This window comes from Vibrio tarriae (assembly GCF_002216685.1).
Classification (GTDB): domain Bacteria; phylum Pseudomonadota; class Gammaproteobacteria; order Enterobacterales; family Vibrionaceae; genus Vibrio; species Vibrio tarriae.
This window is the reverse complement of the sequence record NZ_CP022353.1, coordinates 2,965,194-2,988,683: the sequence shown is the minus strand read 5'-3', so window position 1 is coordinate 2,988,683 and position 23,490 is coordinate 2,965,194. Positions and strand designations below refer to the sequence as shown.

At 48.7% G+C, this 23,490-nt stretch carries 12 protein-coding genes, 6 tRNA genes and 5 rRNA genes; 6 read left to right on the top strand and 17 right to left on the bottom strand.

The window, feature by feature from the left end; all coding sequences use genetic code 11:
- Window positions 1–15: 15 nt before the first annotated feature.
- The 6 genes from CEQ48_RS19630 to CEQ48_RS19605 form a co-directional block, all read right to left on the bottom strand.
- A complete protein-coding gene (locus CEQ48_RS19630; protein ID WP_000475471.1) occupies window positions 16–942 on the bottom strand; it encodes a bifunctional GNAT family N-acetyltransferase/hotdog fold thioesterase in 927 nt (308 codons plus the stop codon).
- A gap of 72 nt (window positions 943–1,014) precedes the next feature.
- Window positions 1,015–1,449: a D-aminoacyl-tRNA deacylase gene (dtd, locus tag CEQ48_RS19625; RefSeq protein ID WP_089072335.1), complete on the bottom strand. Its 435-nt coding sequence runs from the start codon at window positions 1,447–1,449 to the stop codon at window positions 1,015–1,017.
- The gene (locus CEQ48_RS19620) at window positions 1,421–2,350 is read right to left on the bottom strand and encodes a virulence factor BrkB family protein (protein ID WP_089072334.1); all 930 of its coding nucleotides are present in this window, start codon (window positions 2,348–2,350) and stop codon (window positions 1,421–1,423) included. Before CEQ48_RS19620 ends, dtd begins: the two co-directional genes overlap by 29 nt.
- 26 nt (window positions 2,351–2,376) lie before the next feature.
- A complete protein-coding gene (locus CEQ48_RS19615) occupies window positions 2,377–2,907 on the bottom strand; it encodes an AAA family ATPase (RefSeq protein ID WP_198301214.1) in 531 nt (176 codons plus the stop codon).
- Window positions 2,908–3,017: 110 nt separating this feature from the next.
- Window positions 3,018–4,847, bottom strand: a complete 1,830-nt coding sequence (gene typA, locus CEQ48_RS19610; RefSeq protein WP_000211151.1) for a translational GTPase TypA — start codon at window positions 4,845–4,847, stop codon at window positions 3,018–3,020.
- A gap of 18 nt (window positions 4,848–4,865) precedes the next feature.
- Window positions 4,866–5,189, bottom strand: a complete 324-nt coding sequence (locus CEQ48_RS19605; protein WP_089072332.1) for a hypothetical protein — start codon at window positions 5,187–5,189, stop codon at window positions 4,866–4,868.
- A gap of 144 nt (window positions 5,190–5,333) precedes the next feature.
- On the opposite strand from CEQ48_RS19605, the gene glnA reads away from it, so the two are divergent.
- The 6 genes from glnA (at window position 5,334) to add (ending at window position 13,803) form a co-directional block, all read left to right on the top strand.
- The gene (gene glnA, locus CEQ48_RS19600) at window positions 5,334–6,743 is read left to right on the top strand and encodes a glutamate--ammonia ligase (RefSeq protein ID WP_000110149.1); all 1,410 of its coding nucleotides are present in this window, start codon (window positions 5,334–5,336) and stop codon (window positions 6,741–6,743) included.
- 177 nt (window positions 6,744–6,920) lie between these two features.
- Window positions 6,921–7,511 (top strand): DUF4124 domain-containing protein, encoded by a 591-nt coding sequence (locus tag CEQ48_RS19595; protein ID WP_089072331.1) that lies wholly within the window; start codon window positions 6,921–6,923, stop codon window positions 7,509–7,511.
- Between the two features lie 137 nt (window positions 7,512–7,648).
- Entirely contained in the window at window positions 7,649–8,707 is a 1,059-nt protein-coding gene (glnL, locus tag CEQ48_RS19590) for a nitrogen regulation protein NR(II) (protein ID WP_181710730.1), read from the top strand.
- 9 nt (window positions 8,708–8,716) lie between these two features.
- The gene (gene glnG, locus CEQ48_RS19585) at window positions 8,717–10,117 is read left to right on the top strand and encodes a nitrogen regulation protein NR(I) (RefSeq protein WP_089072329.1); all 1,401 of its coding nucleotides are present in this window, start codon (window positions 8,717–8,719) and stop codon (window positions 10,115–10,117) included.
- 58 nt (window positions 10,118–10,175) lie between these two features.
- Window positions 10,176–12,707: a phosphodiesterase GepA gene (gepA, locus tag CEQ48_RS19580; protein WP_181716680.1), complete on the top strand. Its 2,532-nt coding sequence runs from the start codon at window positions 10,176–10,178 to the stop codon at window positions 12,705–12,707.
- A gap of 91 nt (window positions 12,708–12,798) precedes the next feature.
- Window positions 12,799–13,803 carry an adenosine deaminase gene (add, locus tag CEQ48_RS19575; RefSeq protein ID WP_089072328.1) on the top strand — a complete coding sequence of 335 codons (1,005 nt, stop codon included), beginning with the start codon at window positions 12,799–12,801 and terminating at the stop codon, window positions 13,801–13,803.
- Window positions 13,804–14,088: 285 nt separating this feature from the next.
- Here add and CEQ48_RS19570 read toward each other — a convergent pair.
- From CEQ48_RS19570 to CEQ48_RS19515, 11 genes are all read right to left on the bottom strand, one after another.
- A tRNA-Asp gene (locus tag CEQ48_RS19570) sits at window positions 14,089–14,165 on the bottom strand.
- A gap of 75 nt (window positions 14,166–14,240) precedes the next feature.
- Window positions 14,241–14,356 (bottom strand): 5S ribosomal RNA (gene rrf, locus CEQ48_RS19565).
- A gap of 129 nt (window positions 14,357–14,485) precedes the next feature.
- Window positions 14,486–17,372 (bottom strand): 23S ribosomal RNA (locus tag CEQ48_RS19560).
- Window positions 17,373–17,660: 288 nt separating this feature from the next.
- Window positions 17,661–17,736, bottom strand: a tRNA-Ala gene (locus tag CEQ48_RS19555).
- Window positions 17,737–17,744: 8 nt separating this feature from the next.
- A tRNA-Val gene (locus CEQ48_RS19550) sits at window positions 17,745–17,820 on the bottom strand.
- A 30-nt stretch (window positions 17,821–17,850) separates the two neighbouring features.
- A tRNA-Lys gene (locus tag CEQ48_RS19545) sits at window positions 17,851–17,925 on the bottom strand.
- Between the two features lie 19 nt (window positions 17,926–17,944).
- A tRNA-Glu gene (locus CEQ48_RS19540) sits at window positions 17,945–18,020 on the bottom strand.
- Window positions 18,021–18,088: 68 nt separating this feature from the next.
- Window positions 18,089–19,631 (bottom strand): 16S ribosomal RNA (locus tag CEQ48_RS19535).
- 360 nt (window positions 19,632–19,991) lie between these two features.
- A 5S ribosomal RNA gene (rrf, locus tag CEQ48_RS19525) occupies window positions 19,992–20,107 on the bottom strand.
- A gap of 129 nt (window positions 20,108–20,236) precedes the next feature.
- Window positions 20,237–23,123 (bottom strand): 23S ribosomal RNA (locus CEQ48_RS19520).
- The 16S, 23S and 5S rRNA genes sit together here with 6 tRNA genes alongside, the layout of an rRNA operon.
- Before the next feature lie 288 nt (window positions 23,124–23,411).
- Window positions 23,412–23,487, bottom strand: a tRNA-Ala gene (locus CEQ48_RS19515).
- Window positions 23,488–23,490: the final 3 nt, after the last annotated feature.

The window sequence follows — 23,490 nt, the reverse complement described above, 5'->3', positions numbered from 1 at the left end:
ATGAACGCAGTCAAGCTATGACGATTTTTGCGCCACCAAGGCTTTGTAGTTCGGGATCAGCATGTAGGTCCCGATAAACTCAATCGCTTCAACCTCTCCGCTGGAGATGATAACCCGCACGACAATACGTGCTTTGCGTCCCGACTCTAAGCGATCTAAATCGCCACTTATCCCATCAAGTGAAGTCGATGCCACCGGATTTTGCACTACAGGGTGGCGATAGCGAATATGACTATCCACCAACACAATATCCCCCTGCAGATCGCGCTCGCGCATTAATAGCCACGCCATTCCCCAACCAGTCAAGGTTGCGAGGGTAAAGGCTGAGCCAGCAAATAAGGTGTTATGTGGGTTGAGATTCGGATTAAGCTGCGCGCAGCACTGGAATTGGTAGCCCGTGTATTGCTGGATCTTGATCCCCATCTTATCGCTGATCGGAATATGCTTGCCCCAGCGATCTTGCAGTTCCGTACACCACTCCGGCTTACGCAGCACATTGGCCATCGGGTCGAGGGTTTTCACCATTTGTTGATGGCGCACCGGGCCACGTTCATCGGTTAATTCCCCCCGACGCTCAAAACCATTTTTAGCATAAAACGGAATCGCATCTTCACGGGCATTACACACTAAACGCTTGGCGCCTTCTTGGCGCGCTAAGGACTCCAAAGCGACCAAAATCAAAGACCCCATACCTTTAGAGCGGCGATTGGCTTTCACCGCCATATAGCGGATCTGCCCTTCACAATCGGGGGTAATGTAGAGACGACCAATCGCCATCGGATAGCCACGGCTGTCGACAATCATCCGGTGGTGACTCATCGAATCGTATTCATCACGCTCAGAACCGATCGGCATCCGCCACGGCTCGCGCAACATTTGCCAACGAAAATGGAAGTACTTATTGAGCTGATTATCCGTGGTCGGCGTAATAAGTTTGAACATACTCAATCCCTGAACAGGTGCCTTGCCTTACGCAAGACACGCTTGGTTATTCATTTGGTAACACGAGGCAAATTAAGCCTGTAGCCAAAACGTCACTGGCCCATCATTGATCAGTGACACTTTCATATCCGCCGCAAAACGGCCGCGCTCGGTTGGCAAAATCTGGGCACACAGGTCAGAGAAATAATCATATATCCGCTCAGCCTCTTGTGGGGCAGCGCCGCGCGAAAATCCAGCACGAGTCCCTTTTTTGGTGTCAGCTGGCAGCGTAAATTGCGACACCACTAACACACGGCCACCGACATCTTTCACACTCAAATTCATTTTGCCTTCGCTATCTTCAAACACTCGATAACTGGTCACGCGTTCAACTAAGCGTTTGGCTTTGGCTTCATCATCTTCACGTTCGACACCGAGTAGCACTAAAAGTCCCTTATCAATTGCGCCGACCACTTCACCATCAACCCGTACTGCGGCTTCACTTACTCGTTGGATCAGTGCTATCACTCTGTTTTTCCTCTACTTCATTTTTTTGTGATGCCGCAAAGTGTAGCATGCCTTGTGAGTCACTCCAGTGCTCACGCTCGCCCAGAGCAGCTGTCACCTCTGCGCCCACCAACACAATGAACCAACATAAATACACCCAAACAAAGAGAATGGGAATTGCGGCAAGCGCTCCGTATATCAACTGATAAGAAGGAAACTGAGTAATGTAGGCGGCAAAGCCTTTTTTGCTCAGCTCAAACAAGACGGCGGCAATCAAAGCTCCCATCATCGCATGTCGTACATAAACCTTTTTGTTAGGAACTAGCACATACAAACCAACAAATGCACAAAATGAGAGCACAAAGGGCAGCCAACGCAACAGTAGGTGATAAGCCCCAGAAAGTGCTTCATGATCTAGGATCATGAGCGAAGTGATGTACGACGTCGCAGCAATACTTGCACCAACTAAAATCGGACCGAGCGTCAAAATCATCCAGTACATGGAAAACGAAAACACCGCGCGACGTTTTTGCTGCACTCGCCAAATGTAGTTCAAATTTTTGTCGATATTGGAAATCAGCATGACGGCAGCAACAAACAAAAACGCGCCGCCCACAGCGGTCATCTTGCCGGTATTAGCCACAAATTCGGTTAACGCGGTTTTGACTACCTCCCCTGCCGCGGGCACAAAATGGGTGATCACAAAATCTTGGATTACTTCTCCAGCGTTCGCAAAAAGAGCAAAGGAAGAGAGGATCGACAGCAGCACGGTAAGCATTGGCACCATTGATAATAACGTGATGTAAGCCAGATAGCCCGCATTCACATTGACTCGGTCATGGTTCATCCGAGACAGTAGATAGCGGGAAAAGTGCAGCCCTCTCCGAGCCTGCTGCTTCATAAAAGAGTGAGTCAATTTCATAGCTCATCCTTGTCAGTTGATTGAGATTATCCTGCCACGGATAAGGTGGTTAACACAAATGCCACGCGATGCTCAACACTCGCCATTGGCACCTCAATACATTCATAACCTAGCCCTGAGTAAGTCTTCACTAACTCGTGATGAATGTGCACGGCTTCTTCGAGCGAGTATGGTCGTACTTCATCTTGTTGATAAGTGATTGCGCTGGGTTGACACATCAACACTTGTGGATGATAGCCCGAGCTCGCTGACCAATATTTGGCAGGCACCGCCAACTCTGCGCCCAATAAGTACGCACAAATATCGGGGATCGCGCGATCCAAAAACGCTATCGACGCACTCTGCGCAGACTGTTTTTGCACCAACATGGCGTCATAGCAGAGTTCGGCAAAGGCGGGCAAATCATGCCAAGGCAAAATGCCATCCTGTTTTAAGCTTTCTTGCTCAATTAATTGGCGAGGTATTTCTGGATAGGTGGCATAACCACGCTCTGTCAGCGCATTCAACAAAGTGGTTTTTCCAGCACCCGGACCGCCAGAAATAATCACGATCGACATACGATTCCTTCCCTCCGGAGTCAATTCTCTCGCAGTAAAAATAAAGCCCCTAACTGGTGACAGCTAAGGGCTTACATAACTTATCTAGCAGAAGAAGCTAGAGTCAGTGATTATTTCGCATCACGAGAAGCACGCTTACGATCGTTTTCGGTCAGGAAGCGTTTACGGATACGGATGCTCACTGGCGTTACTTCTACCAGCTCGTCGTCATCGATAAATTCCAGAGCTTGCTCAAGAGACATAATGATTGGCGGCGTTAGAACCTGCGCATCATCAGTACCCGAAGCACGAACGTTGGTCAGCTGCTTACCTTTCAGTGGGTTTACTGTCAGGTCGTTATCACGGCTGTGAATACCGATCACCATACCTTCGTAAACTTCCACACCGTGACCAATAAACATACGGCCACGCTCTTGCAGGTTGAACAGCGCGTTCGTTAGCGCTTTACCCGTACCGTTAGAAACCAGAACACCGTTCACACGCTGACCGATTACGCCGCCTTTGTGTGGACCGTAGTGGTCAAATGAATGGTACAGCAGACCTGAACCTGACGTCAGAGTCATGAATTCAGTTTGGAAACCGATCAGGCCACGAGAAGGCATCACAAAATCCATACGGATACGGCCTTTGCCATCTGGAGACATGTCTTTCAGCTCGCCTTTACGCATGCCGATTTTCTCCATGATGCCGCCTTGGTGCTCTTCTTGCACGTCGATGGTGACCGTTTCAAACGGTTCCATCAGTTGGCCGTCTTCGTGCTTCAGAATAACTTCTGGACGAGATACTGCCAGCTCAAAGCCTTCACGACGCATGTTTTCGATCAGGATCGATAGGTGAAGTTCACCACGACCTGAAACGCGGAATTTGTCTGGATCTTCCGTTTGTTCAACACGCAGTGCTACGTTATGTACCAGCTCTTTTTCCAGACGCTCAAGGATGTTACGTGAAGTCACGAACTTACCTTCTTTACCCGCGAATGGAGAGGTGTTTACTTGGAAGGTCATGGTTACGGTTGGCTCATCTACGCTCAGTGGTGGTAGCGCTTCTAGAGCATTCACATCACAGATAGTGTCAGAGATTTTCAGCTCACCCAGACCGGTTACCGCAACGATGTCACCAGCGGTGGCTTGGTCAGTTTCAGAACGTTGCAGACCAAGGTAGCCCAGAACCGTACCGATTTTGCCGTTACGTTTCTTACCATCCGCACCGATAACGGTCACTTGTTGGTTTGGTTTTACTTTACCGCGCTTGATACGACCAACACCGATAACACCTACGTAAGAGCTGTAATCGAGCTGAGAAATTTGCATTTGCAGTGGGCCATCAAGGTCAACTTGTGGCGCAGCAACGTTATCCACGATCGCTTGGAACAGCGGTTCCATGTTCTCGCCCGTTTCGCCTTCAACCAGAGTTGCCCAACCGTTCAGCGCTGAAGCATATACCACTTGGAAGTCAAGCTGTTCGTCCGTCGCACCTAGGTTGTCGAACAGGTCAAATACCTGATCCATAACCCAATCAGGACGTGCGCCCGGACGGTCAATTTTGTTAATAACAACGATTGGCTTCAAACCGTGCGCAAACGCTTTTTGGGTTACGAAGCGAGTTTGTGGCATCGGGCCATCTACTGCGTCAACGATCAGCAGAACTGAGTCTACCATCGACATAATACGCTCAACTTCGCCACCGAAGTCCGCGTGTCCTGGGGTGTCTACGATGTTGATACGGTAATCATTCCAGTTGATGGCGGTGTTTTTCGCCAAAATGGTGATACCACGCTCTTTTTCAATGTCGTTCGAGTCCATGACTCGCTCTTCAACATCACCGCGAGACTCTAACGTGCCGGATTGCTGGAGCAGTTTGTCAACCAGGGTGGTTTTACCGTGGTCAACGTGCGCGATAATCGCGATGTTTCTTAATTTTTCAATTTGCGGAGTGGTCATCGGGGTTTGCTTCACTTTTCATTGAGGCTGACTGCTTAAAGCAGTCGCCGAACATGGTTCAAAAACGGCCAATAATGTACCAGATTTTAGCGGAAAACCTAGAAATATGTGATCTGTCGCGCTGAAATCGTCGACTTTTTCTTCATTTCGCTCGCCATCTTTACTTATCTCTAACTTTTCCGGCTTAACAGCCATTGACATCCCCAGTGATTGAGCGCGAAATAGCAAACGTTTTGGTAAAACATGGTGCAGAGCAATCGCATACGCACCACAATAGTGCAACTGAGGATCTTTTTGGTGCACAAGCTCATCAAAAAGCAAACCTTCCAGCACCAAAACCATGAATTATATTGGATTTATAAACATGGCACGCTTTTCGCTTTATTAATTTCAGCATCGGTTACCCATAGTACAACGCAGTAATCTTTGCCGACTTTATTTAAGACTCGAGCCCATACCGCTTATTAACACCGGAGGTTATCCAAGATGTCAGTAGAAAATGTTTTATCGCTGATCCAAGAAAACGAAGTTAAGTTTGTTGACCTACGCTTCACAGACACCAAGGGTAAAGAACAACATATCTCTATCCCTGCTCACCAAATTGATGCTGACTTCTTCGAAGACGGTAAAATGTTCGATGGTTCTTCTGTGGCTGGCTGGAAAGGTATCAACGAATCCGACATGGTGATGATGCCAGATCCATCTTCCGCTGTGCTCGACCCATTCACTGAAGATGCTACGCTGAACATTCGTTGTGACATCTTAGAGCCTGCGACTATGCAAGGTTACGACCGTGACCCACGTTCTATCGCAAAACGCGCAGAAGAATACATGCGCTCTACAGGTATCGCAGACACGGTTCTTGTTGGTCCAGAGCCAGAGTTCTTCCTGTTTGACGATGTGAAGTTTGCCACCAACATGTCTGGTTCATTCTTCAAGATTGACGACGTTGAAGCGGCATGGAACACAGGTACTGAATACGAAGATGGTAACAAAGGTCACCGTCCAGGCGTAAAAGGCGGTTACTTCCCAGTTGCTCCCGTTGACTCATCACAAGACATCCGTTCAGCCATGTGTCTAATCATGGAAGAAATGGGTCTGGTTGTGGAAGCGCACCACCATGAAGTAGCAACTGCGGGTCAGAACGAAATCGCGACTCGCTTTAACACGCTCACCACGAAAGCAGACGAAATCCAAATCTACAAGTACGTGGTTCACAACGTGGCTCACGCATTTGGTAAAACTGCGACTTTCATGCCTAAACCACTGGTTGGCGACAACGGCTCAGGTATGCACGTTCACCAATCTCTGGCGAAAGATGGCGTTAACCTATTTGCGGGTGACAAGTACGGCGGCCTCTCTGAAATGGCGCTTTACTACATCGGTGGTGTTATCAAGCACGCTCGCGCGCTGAATGCTATCACAAACCCATCCACCAACTCATACAAGCGCCTGGTTCCTCACTATGAAGCACCAGTAATGCTGGCTTACTCTGCGCGTAACCGTTCGGCATCTATCCGTATCCCAGTGGTACCTAGCCCGAAAGCACGCCGTATCGAAGTTCGCTTCCCAGATCCAGCGGCTAACCCATACTTGGCATTTGCTGCACTGCTGATGGCTGGTCTTGACGGTATCAAGAACAAGATCCATCCAGGAGAAGCGATGGACAAAGATCTGTATGACCTACCAGCAGAAGAAGCGGCAGAGATTCCAAAAGTAGCAGAATCACTACAACAAGCTCTGCAGTACCTTGATGCAGACCGTGAGTTCCTCACTGCCGGTGGCGTATTCTCTGACGATTTCATCGATTCTTACATCGAGCTGAAAACCAAAGATGTAGAGCGTGTGAACGTTGCTGTACACCCACTTGAGTTTGAGCTGTACTACTCAGTTTAATTCTCAGTCTGTGTAAAAAGTAACTTAGATTACATCAATATTAAGGCTCGCCTCGCAGGCGAGCCTTTTGCATATTCAGTCCTTTGAATATTCGTTTTAACATGTGGCTTACAATTCCAACCATGAGCATAAGCTCATGATCCATAACGTGAATCATTAATGTCATTGAGGTGATATATGCCATCGTCTCGTCTTCTATGGCTACTCATTAGTTTGCTTTGGGTGCCACAGATCACTGCGCAAAATGTCTACACTTGGGTCGATGAAAAAGGGGTTCTGCACTTTAGTGACAGTCCGCAAAGTGACAAAGCAAAATCCATCCATCTACCGGATTACGAAGCGCAAGCTCCAGCCCCTAGCTTCGACTCAACTCAGCCTGTCACAACAGAAACGGAGGCTAAAACAGGACTTAGTAATGTAGCTGCCTCTAAAACGGAACCAACCGATTCGACAGCGTCTCCCGTACCTGAAACTCTTGAGCCGCTAAAAATTAGTTTAGTCTCACCCAAACATGACGATACAGTACGCAGTAACAGCGGCACTATCATCATTCGCTCTGAACTCAACCGAAAACTCTCTATTGGTGAGCAATTGCAATTGATGATGGATGGTCGACCTTATGGTGCCCCCACCAACCAAGCGGTATGGGAATTAAAGAATGTCGATCGCGGTACTCATACCTTTACCATCCAAGCGATTGAAAGCGGCAAGATAATTGCATCTTCATCGATTATCACGGTGCATTTGCATCGAGCCACGGTGAAATAACCGCAGGATGTGACCGTTAGCTCGATCGCCTAGGGGAATGTTCTTTTTGTTTGCCCCCCCTTGCGCCATACTTGTTGAGTGATGCACCAATTTTGTGCATCACTCAACAAGCCTAAGATCATCGAGCGAGAATGAGTGTGAGTGCAGAATTAAGCCAAACCATCATTAATAATCAGGTCACATCAGTGCTCATTTTGGATGAGTCATTGATGATTCGCTACGCCAACCCTGCCGCTGAACAGTTATTTTCACAAAGCGCCAAACGCTTGATGAATCAAAGTTTAAATCAATTGGTGCAACATTCGTCTCTCGATTTACAACTGCTCACGCAACCACTACAGAGCGGACAGAGCATTACTGACAGCGATGTCACTTTGGTGATTGATAGCAAACCCTTAATGCTCGAAGTCACCGTCAGCCCAATTTCGTGGCACAAAGAGCTGCTCTTACTGGCCGAAATGCGCACGATCGGCCAACAACGCAGACTCACCCAAGAACTCAACCAACACGCTCAGCAACAAGCGGCTAAGTTATTGGTCAGAGGATTGGCTCATGAAATCAAAAATCCCTTGGGCGGTTTAAGAGGTGCGGCTCAGCTTTTAGAGCGTATGCTTCCCGATCCCGCCCTTATTGAATATACCCAAATCATCATCGAACAGGCAGATCGCTTGCGGGGTTTGGTTGATCGCTTACTCGGCCCGCAACGACCGGGGGAGAAAAAATGGGAAAACCTTCACCTGATTTTGGAGAAGGTGCGTCAGTTGGTCGAGTTAGAAGCGGGAGCTAATTTGGTCTTTGAGCGCGATTATGATCCGAGTCTGCCCAACATCTTGATGGACACAGATCAAATCGAACAAGCCTTATTGAACATTGTCAGTAATGCGGCGCAAATTTTGGCTAACCAAACGCACGGCGTGATCACCTTGCGCACCAGAACAGTGCATCAAGCCAATATCCATGGTCAACGCCATAAGCTCGTCGCCAGCATCGAGATTATCGATAACGGCCCCGGTATCCCTCCCGAACTGCAAGATACGTTGTTTTATCCCATGGTGAGTGGCCGCGAAGGAGGCACAGGCTTGGGGTTATCCATTTCACAAAACCTGATCGATCAACATCAGGGAAAAATAGAGGTGCAAAGCTGGCCAGGACGCACCGTGTTTACCATTTATTTGCCAATTTTGAATTGCTGTTAAGGATTGTCTATGAGTAGAGGATACGTCTGGGTTGTCGATGATGATAGTTCCATTCGCTGGGTGATGGAGAAAACGCTCTCTTCAGCCCATATAAAATGCGAAACATTCGCAGATGCGGAAAGTGTACTGCTGGCACTGGAGCGTGAAACTCCCGACGTTCTCGTCTCAGACATTCGCATGCCAGGGATGGATGGTATTGCTCTGCTCAATCAAGTGCACCAACGCACCCCTGAACTTCCGGTGATCATTATGACCGCGCATTCGGATCTGGATGCCGCCGTCAATGCCTACCAACAAGGCGCATTCGAATATCTTCCCAAGCCTTTTGATGTTGATGAAACCCTCACCTTAGTCGAGCGTGCCATCGCTCACGGCCAAGAACAGCGCAAGACATCTCATCGCCCCAGTGAAAACTATTCGGCTCCTGAAATCATTGGTGAAGCGCCAGCTATGCAAGAAGTGTTTCGCGCAATTGGTCGCTTATCACGCTCTTCGATTTCGGTATTGATCAACGGTGAATCTGGAACCGGTAAAGAATTGGTCGCTCATGCTCTGCATCGACACAGCCCTCGTGCCCAAAAGCCGTTTATTGCCCTCAACATGGCGGCGATTCCTAAAGATCTCATCGAATCTGAACTGTTTGGCCATGAAAAAGGCGCGTTTACTGGTGCCAATACGGTGCGCCAAGGTCGCTTCGAACAAGCCAATGGCGGCACTTTATTTCTTGATGAAATTGGCGATATGCCGCTCGATATTCAAACTCGGTTACTACGCGTATTGGCGGATGGTCAGTTTTATCGCGTTGGCGGTCATGTCGCGATAAAAGTCGATGTACGAATCGTCGCGGCCACTCACCAAAATCTTGAAAAACTGGTTCATCAAGGCAAATTTCGTGAAGACTTATTCCATCGTCTGAACGTCATTCGTATCCATATCCCGTCACTGCGTGAACGTCGACAAGATATCGAAAAGCTGACTAAGCACTTTTTAGCGCTGGCAGCCAAAGAGCTCGGGGTGGAGATGAAAACGCTCAATCCACGCACCGTTGATATTCTGACCAAGCTCGATTGGCCGGGCAACGTTCGTCAACTCGAAAACATGTGTCGCTGGCTCACGGTGATGGCAAGTGGTAGCGAAGTGCTGCCAAGTGATCTTCCTTCCGAATTATTATCAGAAAAAAAAGCCAGTCATTTTGATAATGATATAAGTTGGCAGAAACAGTTAGAAATATGGGCAAAGTCTGCGCTGGCCTCCGGTGAAACCGAGTTGCTCGCCTACGCACTCCCAGAATTTGAACGTATACTTTTAGAAGCGGCACTTCACCACACCAATGGGCATAAGCAAGAAGCCGCCAAAGTATTGGGCTGGGGACGGAATACGCTAACACGCAAACTCAAAGAGTTATATTAAGTGTCAGCTTAACGACCTACCCAACTTGACTGCACAGGAAGTGAGATTAGAGAAGGGTATGCCTTTAAAACGCCAAATTCGCTTAAAAACCGCCATTATACTGCCTTTTGTCTCGATCTTTCTGTTCATGATTCTGGCTATGGCAGCTGTTCAAACTTATCGTTATGAGCAGACGATAAAAGAACTTAGCTCTAAGCAGTTATCTTATCTGACCGATAGTATCTCGCAGCGCTTGTCAGACTTTCTACATCGACCTTTTTTTGCCAATCAGATGATTGCCTACAATGTAGGCTTTCATCATCTCTATCAACCCAATGACGTTAGTCGAATTGAAGACTTCATTCGTGCGGCTGCCAATCCCATAGGTAAAAATATCCAACAAATCGATGTAATCGGTTTTGGTGGAATGAATGGGGAATATGTGGGGCTACGTAGAGATGCACCTGAGCAATACAGCTTAATGCTCAAGGATGCGCGCACTAACGACAAACTGGTTATTTATCAAACATCTGCAATGAATGATCAGCTACGTACAGTTATCGATGGCTATGACCCACGCATTAGGCCTTGGTTCGCTCCCGTCGCGCAGAAGCCATCGTCACAATGGTCTTCCGTTTATACCAACATGGATGAGAAGCAGGAAATCACCCTCTCCGCACTCAGCCCAGTTTTTCAAGATAAAACGTTTATTGGCGTCATGGTTGCTGATGTCAAACTCAATACTTTTAACTTTTTTCTCTCTGAGCTCAAACAGCGTATGAATGCTGACGTTTATGTGATGGACAATCAGCACCGCTTGATTGCCCACTCCAGTGATGGCAGCGTGGTTTCTTGGGGAACATCGTTAAGCCCGAAAGGCGAAAGGCTGCTCGCAAGCGAGAATCGTAATCCGATCATTCGCAGCAGCGCCGAACAACTGGGTTTGCAAGGTCTAAATGCGGGTATTTTTACCACCTACGTCAATCAACAGCGCTATTTCAATCAAGCATCTGCTTTTACCGATCAATATGGCCTCACATGGCATATCAATGTTTCAATAGCGGAAGGGGATCTCTTAGGCAGCTTACCTGAAAACCAAAAAACCAGCTGGGCGATTGGTTTGTTAGTGAGTTTAGCGGGTTTAGTACTCGGTTTGGTGGCATTAAACCGCGTCGCCAACCCGATCATTTCTACTGCCTCAGCGGCCCGACAACTCGCCAATGGTGACTGGACGGCCAACATGCCCAAGCCAGGTAAGATCTATGAGACCAGTTTGCTTGTCCAAGCCTTTATTGAAATGACCAATAGCCTCAAAGCCTCATTCAAAGCATTACGCTCCCAGTTGGTGTACGATTCTCTTACCCAACTCCTAAGTCGAGAGGGGTTAGTTGAACATTGCAATCAAATCCCGCAATTGAATGGTGGCCTGATTCTGATCGGGATTGATAAATTCCGCGATATTAACGACAGCTTAGGTCACCATCAGGCCGATCAACTGCTGATTGCCATTGCTCAAAGACTGAAAGTGACGTTTCCCGAGCCCGCTCTTATTGCTCGGATTGGTGGCGATGAATTTGCTATTTATCTACCTGATGTGAACCAGCAAGATGATTTAAAAAGTTTGGCTACCGATATTCTTAAGCTGTTTTCGTCTCCATTTAGCATGCCAAGCGACAACATTGCCGTGAATGTGTCGATCGGAATTGTGTACCTTGAAGAGCCGAATATGACCGTTTGGCTACGTAATGGCAGCATCGCTCTCAGTAACGCAAAAGCAGAACATACCCATATCAGTTTTTACTCACCAGAGATGGCGAATGCCTCACGTAAAAGAATGCTCATGGTCACGCAGATAAAACTGGCACTCGATAATCGAGAGTTCGTTCCCTTCTATCAGCCAATCGTCGATTTAAATAGTGGTGAAGTATTAGGCGCTGAAGCGCTTGCTCGTTGGATCTCGCCAGAATTCGGTTTAATCCCACCTATGGAATTTATTCCGATTGCAGAAGAGAGCGGATTGATTAATGCCATTGGTGAGCAGATCTTACGTCAAGCCTGTGCTGATACCGTTCGTGGCATTGCAGAAAATAAGTGGCCATCAGCTTTCCATATGCATGTCAATCTATCGGTTAATCAGCTCTCTCACCCGGATTTTATCGCTCAGTTACATAGTGTGCTAGGCGAGTCAGGTTTACAGCCCGCCAACCTTACTCTCGAAATCACCGAATCGCGTATTGTCGATAACGACCCCGTTATATTGCACAATATGCTTGAGTTGAAAAAAGCAGGAATACACATTGCAATCGATGATTTTGGTACGGGCTATAGCTCTCTCGCCTACTTACACAAACTCCCTTTCGATTGCCTAAAAATTGATAGGGAATTTGTCTCTCAACTCAATGCTTACAATATCGAAAACAGCGTTGTTGCCGCGATCGTTAACATGACTCGCGGTTTCAAAGTAGAGCTAGTCGCAGAAGGAATAGAGACTCAAGAACAGGTTGATTTACTGAATCAACTAGACTGTCCACGTGGGCAAGGCTTCTTATTCAGTAAACCTATAGCTTATCAGGATTGGCCAACAGATCTGGTTAACATGAAGCAAAGTTAAACAAAATAAGTCCTTTTCTTTCTTTTGCTTAGCTGACAGCCCGTGGATTGGTTTTTATACTTAACGGCAAATACTGATAAGGACAACAATAATGATAACTTCATCGCTCCCTTTAACTGATTTGCATCGTCACCTTGACGGTAATATCCGCACCCAAACCATTTTGGAATTAGGGCAAAAATTCGGTGTTAAGCTACCTGCAAACACGGTAGAAACTCTCACCCCTTATGTACAAATTGTCGAAGCAGAGCCCTCACTGGTTGCCTTCTTATCGAAACTGGATTGGGGTGTAGCGGTACTAGGCGATCTTGATGCTTGCCGTCGTGTTGCCTACGAAAACGTCGAAGATGCACTTAACGCCCGTATTGACTATGCAGAACTACGTTTCTCTCCTTATTACATGGCCATGAAACACGGCTTACCGGTTGCCGGGGTAGTAGAAGCCGTTGTCGATGGAGTACGCGCTGGTGTGCGTGATTTTGGCATTCAAGCCAACCTTATTGGCATTATGAGCCGCACCTTTGGCACCGATGCTTGCCAACAAGAACTCGACGCCATTCTAAGCCAGAAAAATCACATTGTAGCTGTCGATCTCGCAGGAGATGAATTGGGGCAACCCGGCGACCGCTTTATCCAACATTTTAAACAAGTCAGAGACGCTGGGATACATGTGACTGTTCATGCAGGTGAAGCTGCGGGGCCAGAAAGCATGTGGCAAGCGATCAGAGATCTAGGCGCAACCCGGATTGGCCATGGAGTCAAAGCCATCCATGACCCGAAACTGATGGACTACCTCGCCCAACACCGGATCGGTATCGAATCATGCCTGACTTCCAACCTGCAGACGAGCACGGTGGATAGCCTAGCCACACATCCTCTTAAGCGTTTCTTAGAGCATGGTATTTTAGCCTGCATTAACACCGACGACCCTGCTGTAGAAGGTATTGAACTACCTTACGAATATGAAGTCACAGCTCCTCAAGCAGGCTTAAGCCAAGTGCAGATCCGCCAAGCTCAGCAAAATGGTCTAGAACTCTCCTTCCTCTCTGATTCAGACAAAAAAGTCCTCCTCGCCAAAGCTGCTCTGCGCGGCTAATGACAAAACTCTCCAAACTCTAAGCCGATGCACAGCATCGGTTTTTTTATTGCTCGATCTAGCGATACGACAAGACGACAAACTAGAGCTGTTAAATAGAGAGTCGGCAAAACTCAGCCGTAACAGAATGAATAGAGAGAGGAACGATAAGAGTCAGACTTTATGGATGATTGAAAGCGTAAGAAGTGAACTCGATGACAGGCGATAAGCGGTGATTAAAATCTGGCTTTCAATGATTTCCAGAAAGCAAAAAACCCAGTCCTAAGACTGGGTTTCTCAAATAAGTGGCGGAGCGGACGGGACTCGAACCCGCGACCCCCGGCGTGACAGGCCGGTATTCTAACCGACTGAACTACCGCTCCGCTGTCTGGTTAGACGTTTCGTCTACTTTTTTTTGCCTTTAGATTTTTCTTAAAATCTAAAAACAACAAGTTAAAGCCTGGCGATGTTCTACTCTCACATGGGGAGACCCCACACTACCATCGACGCTGTTTCGTTTCACTTCTGAGTTCGGGATGGGATCAGGTGGGTCCAAAACGCTATGGCCGCCAAGCAAAATTCTGTTTTTGATTTCACTTTTTCTTAAAAAGTGATAACCAACAATTCTGGAAAGCTGTCTTCGTTCTCAACACATTCTTATGCGCTTAACTTTGAGTCCACTACAAAACCCCTTGGGTGTTGTATGGTTAAGCCTCACGGGCAATTAGTACAGGTTAGCTCAACGCCTCACAACGCTTACACACCCTGCCTATCAACGTTCTAGTCTCGAACAACCCTTTAGGACGGTTAAACCGTCAGGGAAGACTCATCTCAGGGCTCGCTTCGCGCTTAGATGCTTTCAGCGCTTATCAATTCCGAACTTAGCTACCGGGCAATGCGTCTGGCGACACAACCCGAACACCAGAGGTTCGTCCACTCCGGTCCTCTCGTACTAGGAGCAGCCCCCTTCAATCTTCCAACGCCCACGGCAGATAGGGACCGAACTGTCTCACGACGTTCTAAACCCAGCTCGCGTACCACTTTAAATGGCGAACAGCCATACCCTTGGGACCGACTTCAGCCCCAGGATGTGATGAGCCGACATCGAGGTGCCAAACACCGCCGTCGATATGAACTCTTGGGCGGTATCAGCCTGTTATCCCCGGAGTACCTTTTATCCGTTGAGCGATGGCCCTTCCATACAGAACCACCGGATCACTATGACCTGCTTTCGCACCTGCTCGAACCGTCATTCTCGCAGTTAAGCGGGCTTATGCCATTGCACTAACCTCACGATGTCCAACCGTGATTAGCCCACCTTCGTGCTCCTCCGTTACTCTTTGGGAGGAGACCGCCCCAGTCAAACTACCCACCAGGCACTGTCCTCAACCCAGATAATGGGTCTAAGTTAGAACATCAAACATACAAGGGTGGTATTTCAAGGACGGCTCCAACGCAACTGGCGTCACGTCTTCATAGCCTCCCACCTATCCTACACATGTAGGTTCAATGTTCAGTGCCAAGCTGTAGTAAAGGTTCACGGGGTCTTTCCGTCTAGCCGCGGGTACACTGCATCTTCACAGCGATTTCAATTTCACTGAGTCTCGGGTGGAGACAGCGTGGCCATCATTACGCCATTCGTGCAGGTCGGAACTTACCCGACAAGGAATTTCGCTACCTTAGGACCGTTATAGTTACGGCCGCCGTTTACCGGGGCTTCGATCAAGAGCTTCGCTTACGCTAACCCCATCAATTAACCTTCCGGCACCGGGCAGGCGTCACACCGTATACGTCATCTTGCGATTTTGCACAGTGCTGTGTTTTTAATAAACAGTTGCAGCCACCTGGTATCTGCGACTCTCGTCAGCTCCATCCGCGAGGGACTTCACCATCAAGAGCGTACCTTCTCCCGAAGTTACGGTACCATTTTGCCTAGTTCCTTCACCCGAGTTCTCTCAAGCGCCTTGGTATTCTCTACCCGACCACCTGTGTCGGTTTGGGGTACGATTCCTGACTATCTGAAGCTTAGAGGCTTTTCCTGGAAGCATGGCATCAATGACTTCACTGCCGTAGCAGCTCGACGTCGTGTCTCAGCCTTAAAGAGAGCCGGATTTACCTAACTCTCAAGCCTACGCACTTGAACCAGGACAACCGTCGCCTGGCCCACCTAGCCTTCTCCGTCCCCCCATCGCAATAGTCAGAAGTACGGGAATATTAACCCGTTTCCCATCGATTACGCCTTTCGGCCTCACCTTAGGGGTCGACTCACCCTGCCCCGATTAACGTTGGACAGGAACCCTTGGTCTTCCGGCGGGGAGGTTTTTCACCCCCCTTGTCGTTACTCATGTCAGCATTCGCACTTCTGATACCTCCAGCAAACCTTACGATTCACCTTCAACGGCTTACAGAACGCTCCCCTACCCAATATCTAAAAGATATTGCCGCAGCTTCGGTGTATTGCTTAGCCCCGTTACATCTTCCGCGCAGGCCGACTCGACTAGTGAGCTATTACGCTTTCTTTAAATGATGGCTGCTTCTAAGCCAACATCCTAGCTGTCTGAGCCTTCCCACATCGTTTCCCACTTAGCAATACTTTGGGACCTTAGCTGGCGGTCTGGGTTGTTTCCCTCTCCACGACGGACGTTAGCACCCGCCGTGTGTCTCCCGGATAGTACTTACTGGTATTCGGAGTTTGCAAAGGGTTGGTAAGTCGGGATGACCCCCTAGCCTTAACAGTGCTCTACCCCCAGTAGTATTCGTCCGAGGCGCTACCTAAATAGCTTTCGGGGAGAACCAGCTATCTCCGAGTTTGATTGGCCTTTCACCCCTAGCCACAAGTCATCCGCTAATTTTTCAACATTAGTCGGTTCGGTCCTCCAGTTGATGTTACTCAACCTTCAACCTGCCCATGGCTAGATCACCCGGTTTCGGGTCTATATCCAGAGACTGAGCGCCCAGTTAAGACTCGCTTTCGCTACGGCTCCCCTATACGGTTAACCTTGCCACTGAATATAAGTCGCTGACCCATTATACAAAAGGTACGCAGTCACACCACGAAGGTGCTCCTACTGCTTGTACGTACACGGTTTCAGGTTCTATTTCACTCCCCTCACAGGGGTTCTTTTCGCCTTTCCCTCACGGTACTGGTTCACTATCGGTCAGTCAGGAGTATTTAGCCTTGGAGGATGGTCCCCCCATATTCAGACAGGATATCACGTGTCCCGCCCTACTCGATTTCACGCTCGATGAAGCGTCGGTTACGGGGCTATCACCCTGTATCGCCAAGCTTTCCAGCTTGTTCACCTACTTCACCGAGCGCTTAAGGGCTAATCCAGGTTCGCTCGCCGCTACTACCGGAATCTCGGTTGATTTCTTCTCCTCGGGGTACTTAGATGTTTCAGTTCCCCCGGTTTGCTCTGTTAACCTATGGATTCAGTTAACAGTAACTGCTTATGCAGTTGGGTTTCCCCATTCGGAAATCGCAGACTCAAACGGCTCTTACTGCCTTATCTGCGCTTATCGCAAGTTAGTACGTCCTTCATCGCCTCTGACTGCCCAGGCATCCACCGTGTACGCTTAGTCACTTAACCATACAACCCGAAGGAGTTTCGGGTTGTTGTTTAAACAACCTAAGTTGTCTCGCGTTTAATTTACATGAGTGCGAGACAGATTTTGCCGGACTCAAATTTTGAACAAGACCGAAGTCTTATTCGATACCAAGCACACTTGAATGTGTTGTTGGTGTTTATCTTTCGATAAACATTGAGAACTTTACAAACAACAATAATTTGTTGTTTTGTCAGCTTTCCAAATTGTTAAAGAGCAAGATTTTCTAATGAAAACCATTTTTAAACATTCTCAGCGAAAACGCTTAAAGATGGTGGAGTTATGCGGGATCGAACCGCAGACCTCCTGCGTGCAAGGCAGGCGCTCTCCCAGCTGAGCTATAACCCCATCGTTAGTGGTGGGCGATACCGGGTTCGAACCAGTGACCCCCTGCTTGTAAGGCAGGTGCTCTCCCAACTGAGCTAATCGCCCACATGTTTTACTTCCTGTGGAGGAAGGAAATGGTGGGTCGTATAGGATTTGAACCTATGACCAATTGGTTAAAAGCCAACTGCTCTACCACTGAGCTAACGACCCATTAACTTCTCAAGGGAAGTGGTATCCCGTAGGGGAGTCGAACCCCTGTTACCGCCGTGAAAGGGCGGTGTCCTAGGCCTCTAGACGAACGGGACACTAAGATACTCTTCTCTAATCTAAACCGAATCAATCTGTGTGGACACTCATCACGATAACCATCGTGTAAGGAGGTGATCCAGCGCCAGGTTCCCCTAGCGCTACCTTGTTACGACTTCACCCCAGTCATGAACCACAAAGTGGCAAGCGTCCTCCCGAAGGTTAAACTACCTGCTTCTTTTGCAGCCCACTCCCATGGTGTGACGGGCGGTGTGTACAAGGCCCGGGAACGTATTCACCGCAACATTCTGATTTGCGATTACTAGCGATTCCGACTTCATGGAGTCGAGTTGCAGACTCCAATCCGGACTACGACGTACTTTGTGAGATTCGCTCCACCTCGCGGTATCGCTGCCCTCTGTATACGCCATTGTAGCACGTGTGTAGCCCTACTCGTAAGGGCCATGATGACTTGACGTCGTCCCCACCTTCCTCCGGTTTATCACCGGCAGTCTCCCTGGAGTTCCCACCATTACGTGCTGGCAAACAAGGATAAGGGTTGCGCTCGTTGCGGGACTTAACCCAACATTTCACAACACGAGCTGACGACAGCCATGCAGCACCTGTCTCAGAGCTCCCGAAGGCACTCCAGCGTCTCCGCTAGATTCTCTGGATGTCAAGAGTAGGTAAGGTTCTTCGCGTTGCATCGAATTAAACCACATGCTCCACCGCTTGTGCGGGCCCCCGTCAATTCATTTGAGTTTTAATCTTGCGACCGTACTCCCCAGGCGGTCTACTTAACGCGTTAGCTCCGAAAGCCACGACTCTAGGTCACAACCTCCAAGTAGACATCGTTTACGGCGTGGACTACCAGGGTATCTAATCCTGTTTGCTCCCCACGCTTTCGCATCTGAGTGTCAGTATCTGTCCAGGGGGCCGCCTTCGCCACCGGTATTCCTTCAGATCTCTACGCATTTCACCGCTACACCTGAAATTCTACCCCCCTCTACAGTACTCTAGCTTGTCAGTTTCAAATGCGATTCCTAGGTTGAGCCCAGGGCTTTCACATCTGACTTAACAAACCACCTGCATGCGCTTTACGCCCAGTAATTCCGATTAACGCTTGCACCCTCCGTATTACCGCGGCTGCTGGCACGGAGTTAGCCGGTGCTTCTTCTGTAGGTAACGTCAAATGATTAAGGTATTAACTTAACCACCTTCCTCCCTACTGAAAGTACTTTACAACCCGAAGGCCTTCTTCATACACGCGGCATGGCTGCATCAGGCTTGCGCCCATTGTGCAATATTCCCCACTGCTGCCTCCCGTAGGAGTCTGGACCGTGTCTCAGTTCCAGTGTGGCTGATCATCCTCTCAGACCAGCTAGGGATCGTCGCCTTGGTGAGCCCTTACCTCACCAACTAGCTAATCCCACCTGGGCATATCCGGTAGCGCAAGGCCCGAAGGTCCCCTGCTTTGCTCTTGCGAGGTTATGCGGTATTAGCCATCGTTTCCAATGGTTATCCCCCTCTACCGGGCAATTTCCCAGGCATTACTCACCCGTCCGCCGCTCGCCACCCAAGGAACAAGTTCCTCTGTGCTGCCGCTCGACTTGCATGTGTTAGGCCTGCCGCCAGCGTTCAATCTGAGCCATGATCAAACTCTTCAATTAAAAGTTTTTTTGAAGCTTTCGCTTCGGCTCAATGAATACTGATTACATTCTTTGCTTAATAAAAAGCGAAGTAATGTTGAATTGACTGTGCTGAATGATTGCTCATTCAAATGGTCACTCAGTTCATTGATAAATCTTTTTTGATTATCATCAACGAGTGCCCACACAGATTGATTGGTTTATATTGTTAAAGAGCTTGGCTTTCAGTACCTTAGCACGTCAGCGAGGTGCGTATAATACGCTTCCCACTTTGAAAGTCAACATAAAACTCTAAAATTTTTAGAACTTTATGGTGACTCGTCTATTGCTAGACCAGTCGGACCTTTTGTCTTCACTTTTTAAAAGTGAAAATAAATAGGAGCCTGGCGATGTTCTACTCTCACATGGGGAGACCCCACACTACCATCGACGCTGTTTCGTTTCACTTCTGAGTTCGGGATGGAATCAGGTGGGTCCAAAACGCTATGGTCGCCAAGCAAAATTCTGTTTTTGATTTCACTTTTTCTTAAAAAGTGATAACCAACAATTCTGGAAAGCTGTCTTCGTTCTCAACACATTCTTATGCGCTTAACTTTGAGTCCACTACAAAACCCCTTGGGTGTTGTATGGTTAAGCCTCACGGGCAATTAGTACAGGTTAGCTCAACGCCTCACAACGCTTACACACCCTGCCTATCAACGTTCTAGTCTCGAACAACCCTTTAGGACGGTTAAACCGTCAGGGAAGACTCATCTCAGGGCTCGCTTCGCGCTTAGATGCTTTCAGCGCTTATCAATTCCGAACTTAGCTACCGGGCAATGCGTCTGGCGACACAACCCGAACACCAGAGGTTCGTCCACTCCGGTCCTCTCGTACTAGGAGCAGCCCCCTTCAATCTTCCAACGCCCACGGCAGATAGGGACCGAACTGTCTCACGACGTTCTAAACCCAGCTCGCGTACCACTTTAAATGGCGAACAGCCATACCCTTGGGACCGACTTCAGCCCCAGGATGTGATGAGCCGACATCGAGGTGCCAAACACCGCCGTCGATATGAACTCTTGGGCGGTATCAGCCTGTTATCCCCGGAGTACCTTTTATCCGTTGAGCGATGGCCCTTCCATACAGAACCACCGGATCACTATGACCTGCTTTCGCACCTGCTCGAACCGTCATTCTCGCAGTTAAGCGGGCTTATGCCATTGCACTAACCTCACGATGTCCAACCGTGATTAGCCCACCTTCGTGCTCCTCCGTTACTCTTTGGGAGGAGACCGCCCCAGTCAAACTACCCACCAGGCACTGTCCTCAACCCAGATAATGGGTCTAAGTTAGAACATCAAACATACAAGGGTGGTATTTCAAGGACGGCTCCAACGCAACTGGCGTCACGTCTTCATAGCCTCCCACCTATCCTACACATGTAGGTTCAATGTTCAGTGCCAAGCTGTAGTAAAGGTTCACGGGGTCTTTCCGTCTAGCCGCGGGTACACTGCATCTTCACAGCGATTTCAATTTCACTGAGTCTCGGGTGGAGACAGCGTGGCCATCATTACGCCATTCGTGCAGGTCGGAACTTACCCGACAAGGAATTTCGCTACCTTAGGACCGTTATAGTTACGGCCGCCGTTTACCGGGGCTTCGATCAAGAGCTTCGCTTACGCTAACCCCATCAATTAACCTTCCGGCACCGGGCAGGCGTCACACCGTATACGTCATCTTGCGATTTTGCACAGTGCTGTGTTTTTAATAAACAGTTGCAGCCACCTGGTATCTGCGACTCTCGTCAGCTCCATCCGCGAGGGACTTCACCATCAAGAGCGTACCTTCTCCCGAAGTTACGGTACCATTTTGCCTAGTTCCTTCACCCGAGTTCTCTCAAGCGCCTTGGTATTCTCTACCCGACCACCTGTGTCGGTTTGGGGTACGATTCCTGACTATCTGAAGCTTAGAGGCTTTTCCTGGAAGCATGGCATCAATGACTTCACTGCCGTAGCAGCTCGACGTCGTGTCTCAGCCTTAAAGAGAGCCGGATTTACCTAACTCTCAAGCCTACGCACTTGAACCAGGACAACCGTCGCCTGGCCCACCTAGCCTTCTCCGTCCCCCCATCGCAATAGTCAGAAGTACGGGAATATTAACCCGTTTCCCATCGATTACGCCTTTCGGCCTCACCTTAGGGGTCGACTCACCCTGCCCCGATTAACGTTGGACAGGAACCCTTGGTCTTCCGGCGGGGAGGTTTTTCACCCCCCTTGTCGTTACTCATGTCAGCATTCGCACTTCTGATACCTCCAGCAAACCTTACGATTCACCTTCAACGGCTTACAGAACGCTCCCCTACCCAATATCTAAAAGATATTGCCGCAGCTTCGGTGTATTGCTTAGCCCCGTTACATCTTCCGCGCAGGCCGACTCGACTAGTGAGCTATTACGCTTTCTTTAAATGATGGCTGCTTCTAAGCCAACATCCTAGCTGTCTGAGCCTTCCCACATCGTTTCCCACTTAGCAATACTTTGGGACCTTAGCTGGCGGTCTGGGTTGTTTCCCTCTCCACGACGGACGTTAGCACCCGCCGTGTGTCTCCCGGATAGTACTTACTGGTATTCGGAGTTTGCAAAGGGTTGGTAAGTCGGGATGACCCCCTAGCCTTAACAGTGCTCTACCCCCAGTAGTATTCGTCCGAGGCGCTACCTAAATAGCTTTCGGGGAGAACCAGCTATCTCCGAGTTTGATTGGCCTTTCACCCCTAGCCACAAGTCATCCGCTAATTTTTCAACATTAGTCGGTTCGGTCCTCCAGTTGATGTTACTCAACCTTCAACCTGCCCATGGCTAGATCACCCGGTTTCGGGTCTATATCCAGAGACTGAGCGCCCAGTTAAGACTCGCTTTCGCTACGGCTCCCCTATACGGTTAACCTTGCCACTGAATATAAGTCGCTGACCCATTATACAAAAGGTACGCAGTCACACCACGAAGGTGCTCCTACTGCTTGTACGTACACGGTTTCAGGTTCTATTTCACTCCCCTCACAGGGGTTCTTTTCGCCTTTCCCTCACGGTACTGGTTCACTATCGGTCAGTCAGGAGTATTTAGCCTTGGAGGATGGTCCCCCCATATTCAGACAGGATATCACGTGTCCCGCCCTACTCGATTTCACGCTCGATGAAGCGTCGGTTACGGGGCTATCACCCTGTATCGCCAAGCTTTCCAGCTTGTTCACCTACTTCACCGAGCGCTTAAGGGCTAATCCAGGTTCGCTCGCCGCTACTACCGGAATCTCGGTTGATTTCTTCTCCTCGGGGTACTTAGATGTTTCAGTTCCCCCGGTTTGCTCTGTTAACCTATGGATTCAGTTAACAGTAACTGCTTATGCAGTTGGGTTTCCCCATTCGGAAATCGCAGACTCAAACGGCTCTTACTGCCTTATCTGCGCTTATCGCAAGTTAGTACGTCCTTCATCGCCTCTGACTGCCCAGGCATCCACCGTGTACGCTTAGTCACTTAACCATACAACCCGAAGGAGTTTCGGGTTGTTGTTTAAACAACCTAAGTTGTCTCGCGTTTAATTTACATGAGTGCGAGACAGATTTTGCCGGACTCAAATTTTGAACAAGACCGAAGTCTTATTCGATACCAAGCACACTTGAATGTGTTGTTGGTGTTTATCTTTCGATAAACATTGAGAACTTTACAAACAACAATAATTTGTTGTTTTGTCAGCTTTCCAAATTGTTAAAGAGCAAGATTTTCTAATGAAAACCATTTTTAAACATTCTCAGCGAAAACGCTTAAAGATGGTGGAGTTATGCGGGATCGAACCGCAGACCTCCTGCGTGCAAGGCAGGCGCTCTCCCAGCTGAGCTATAACCCCATC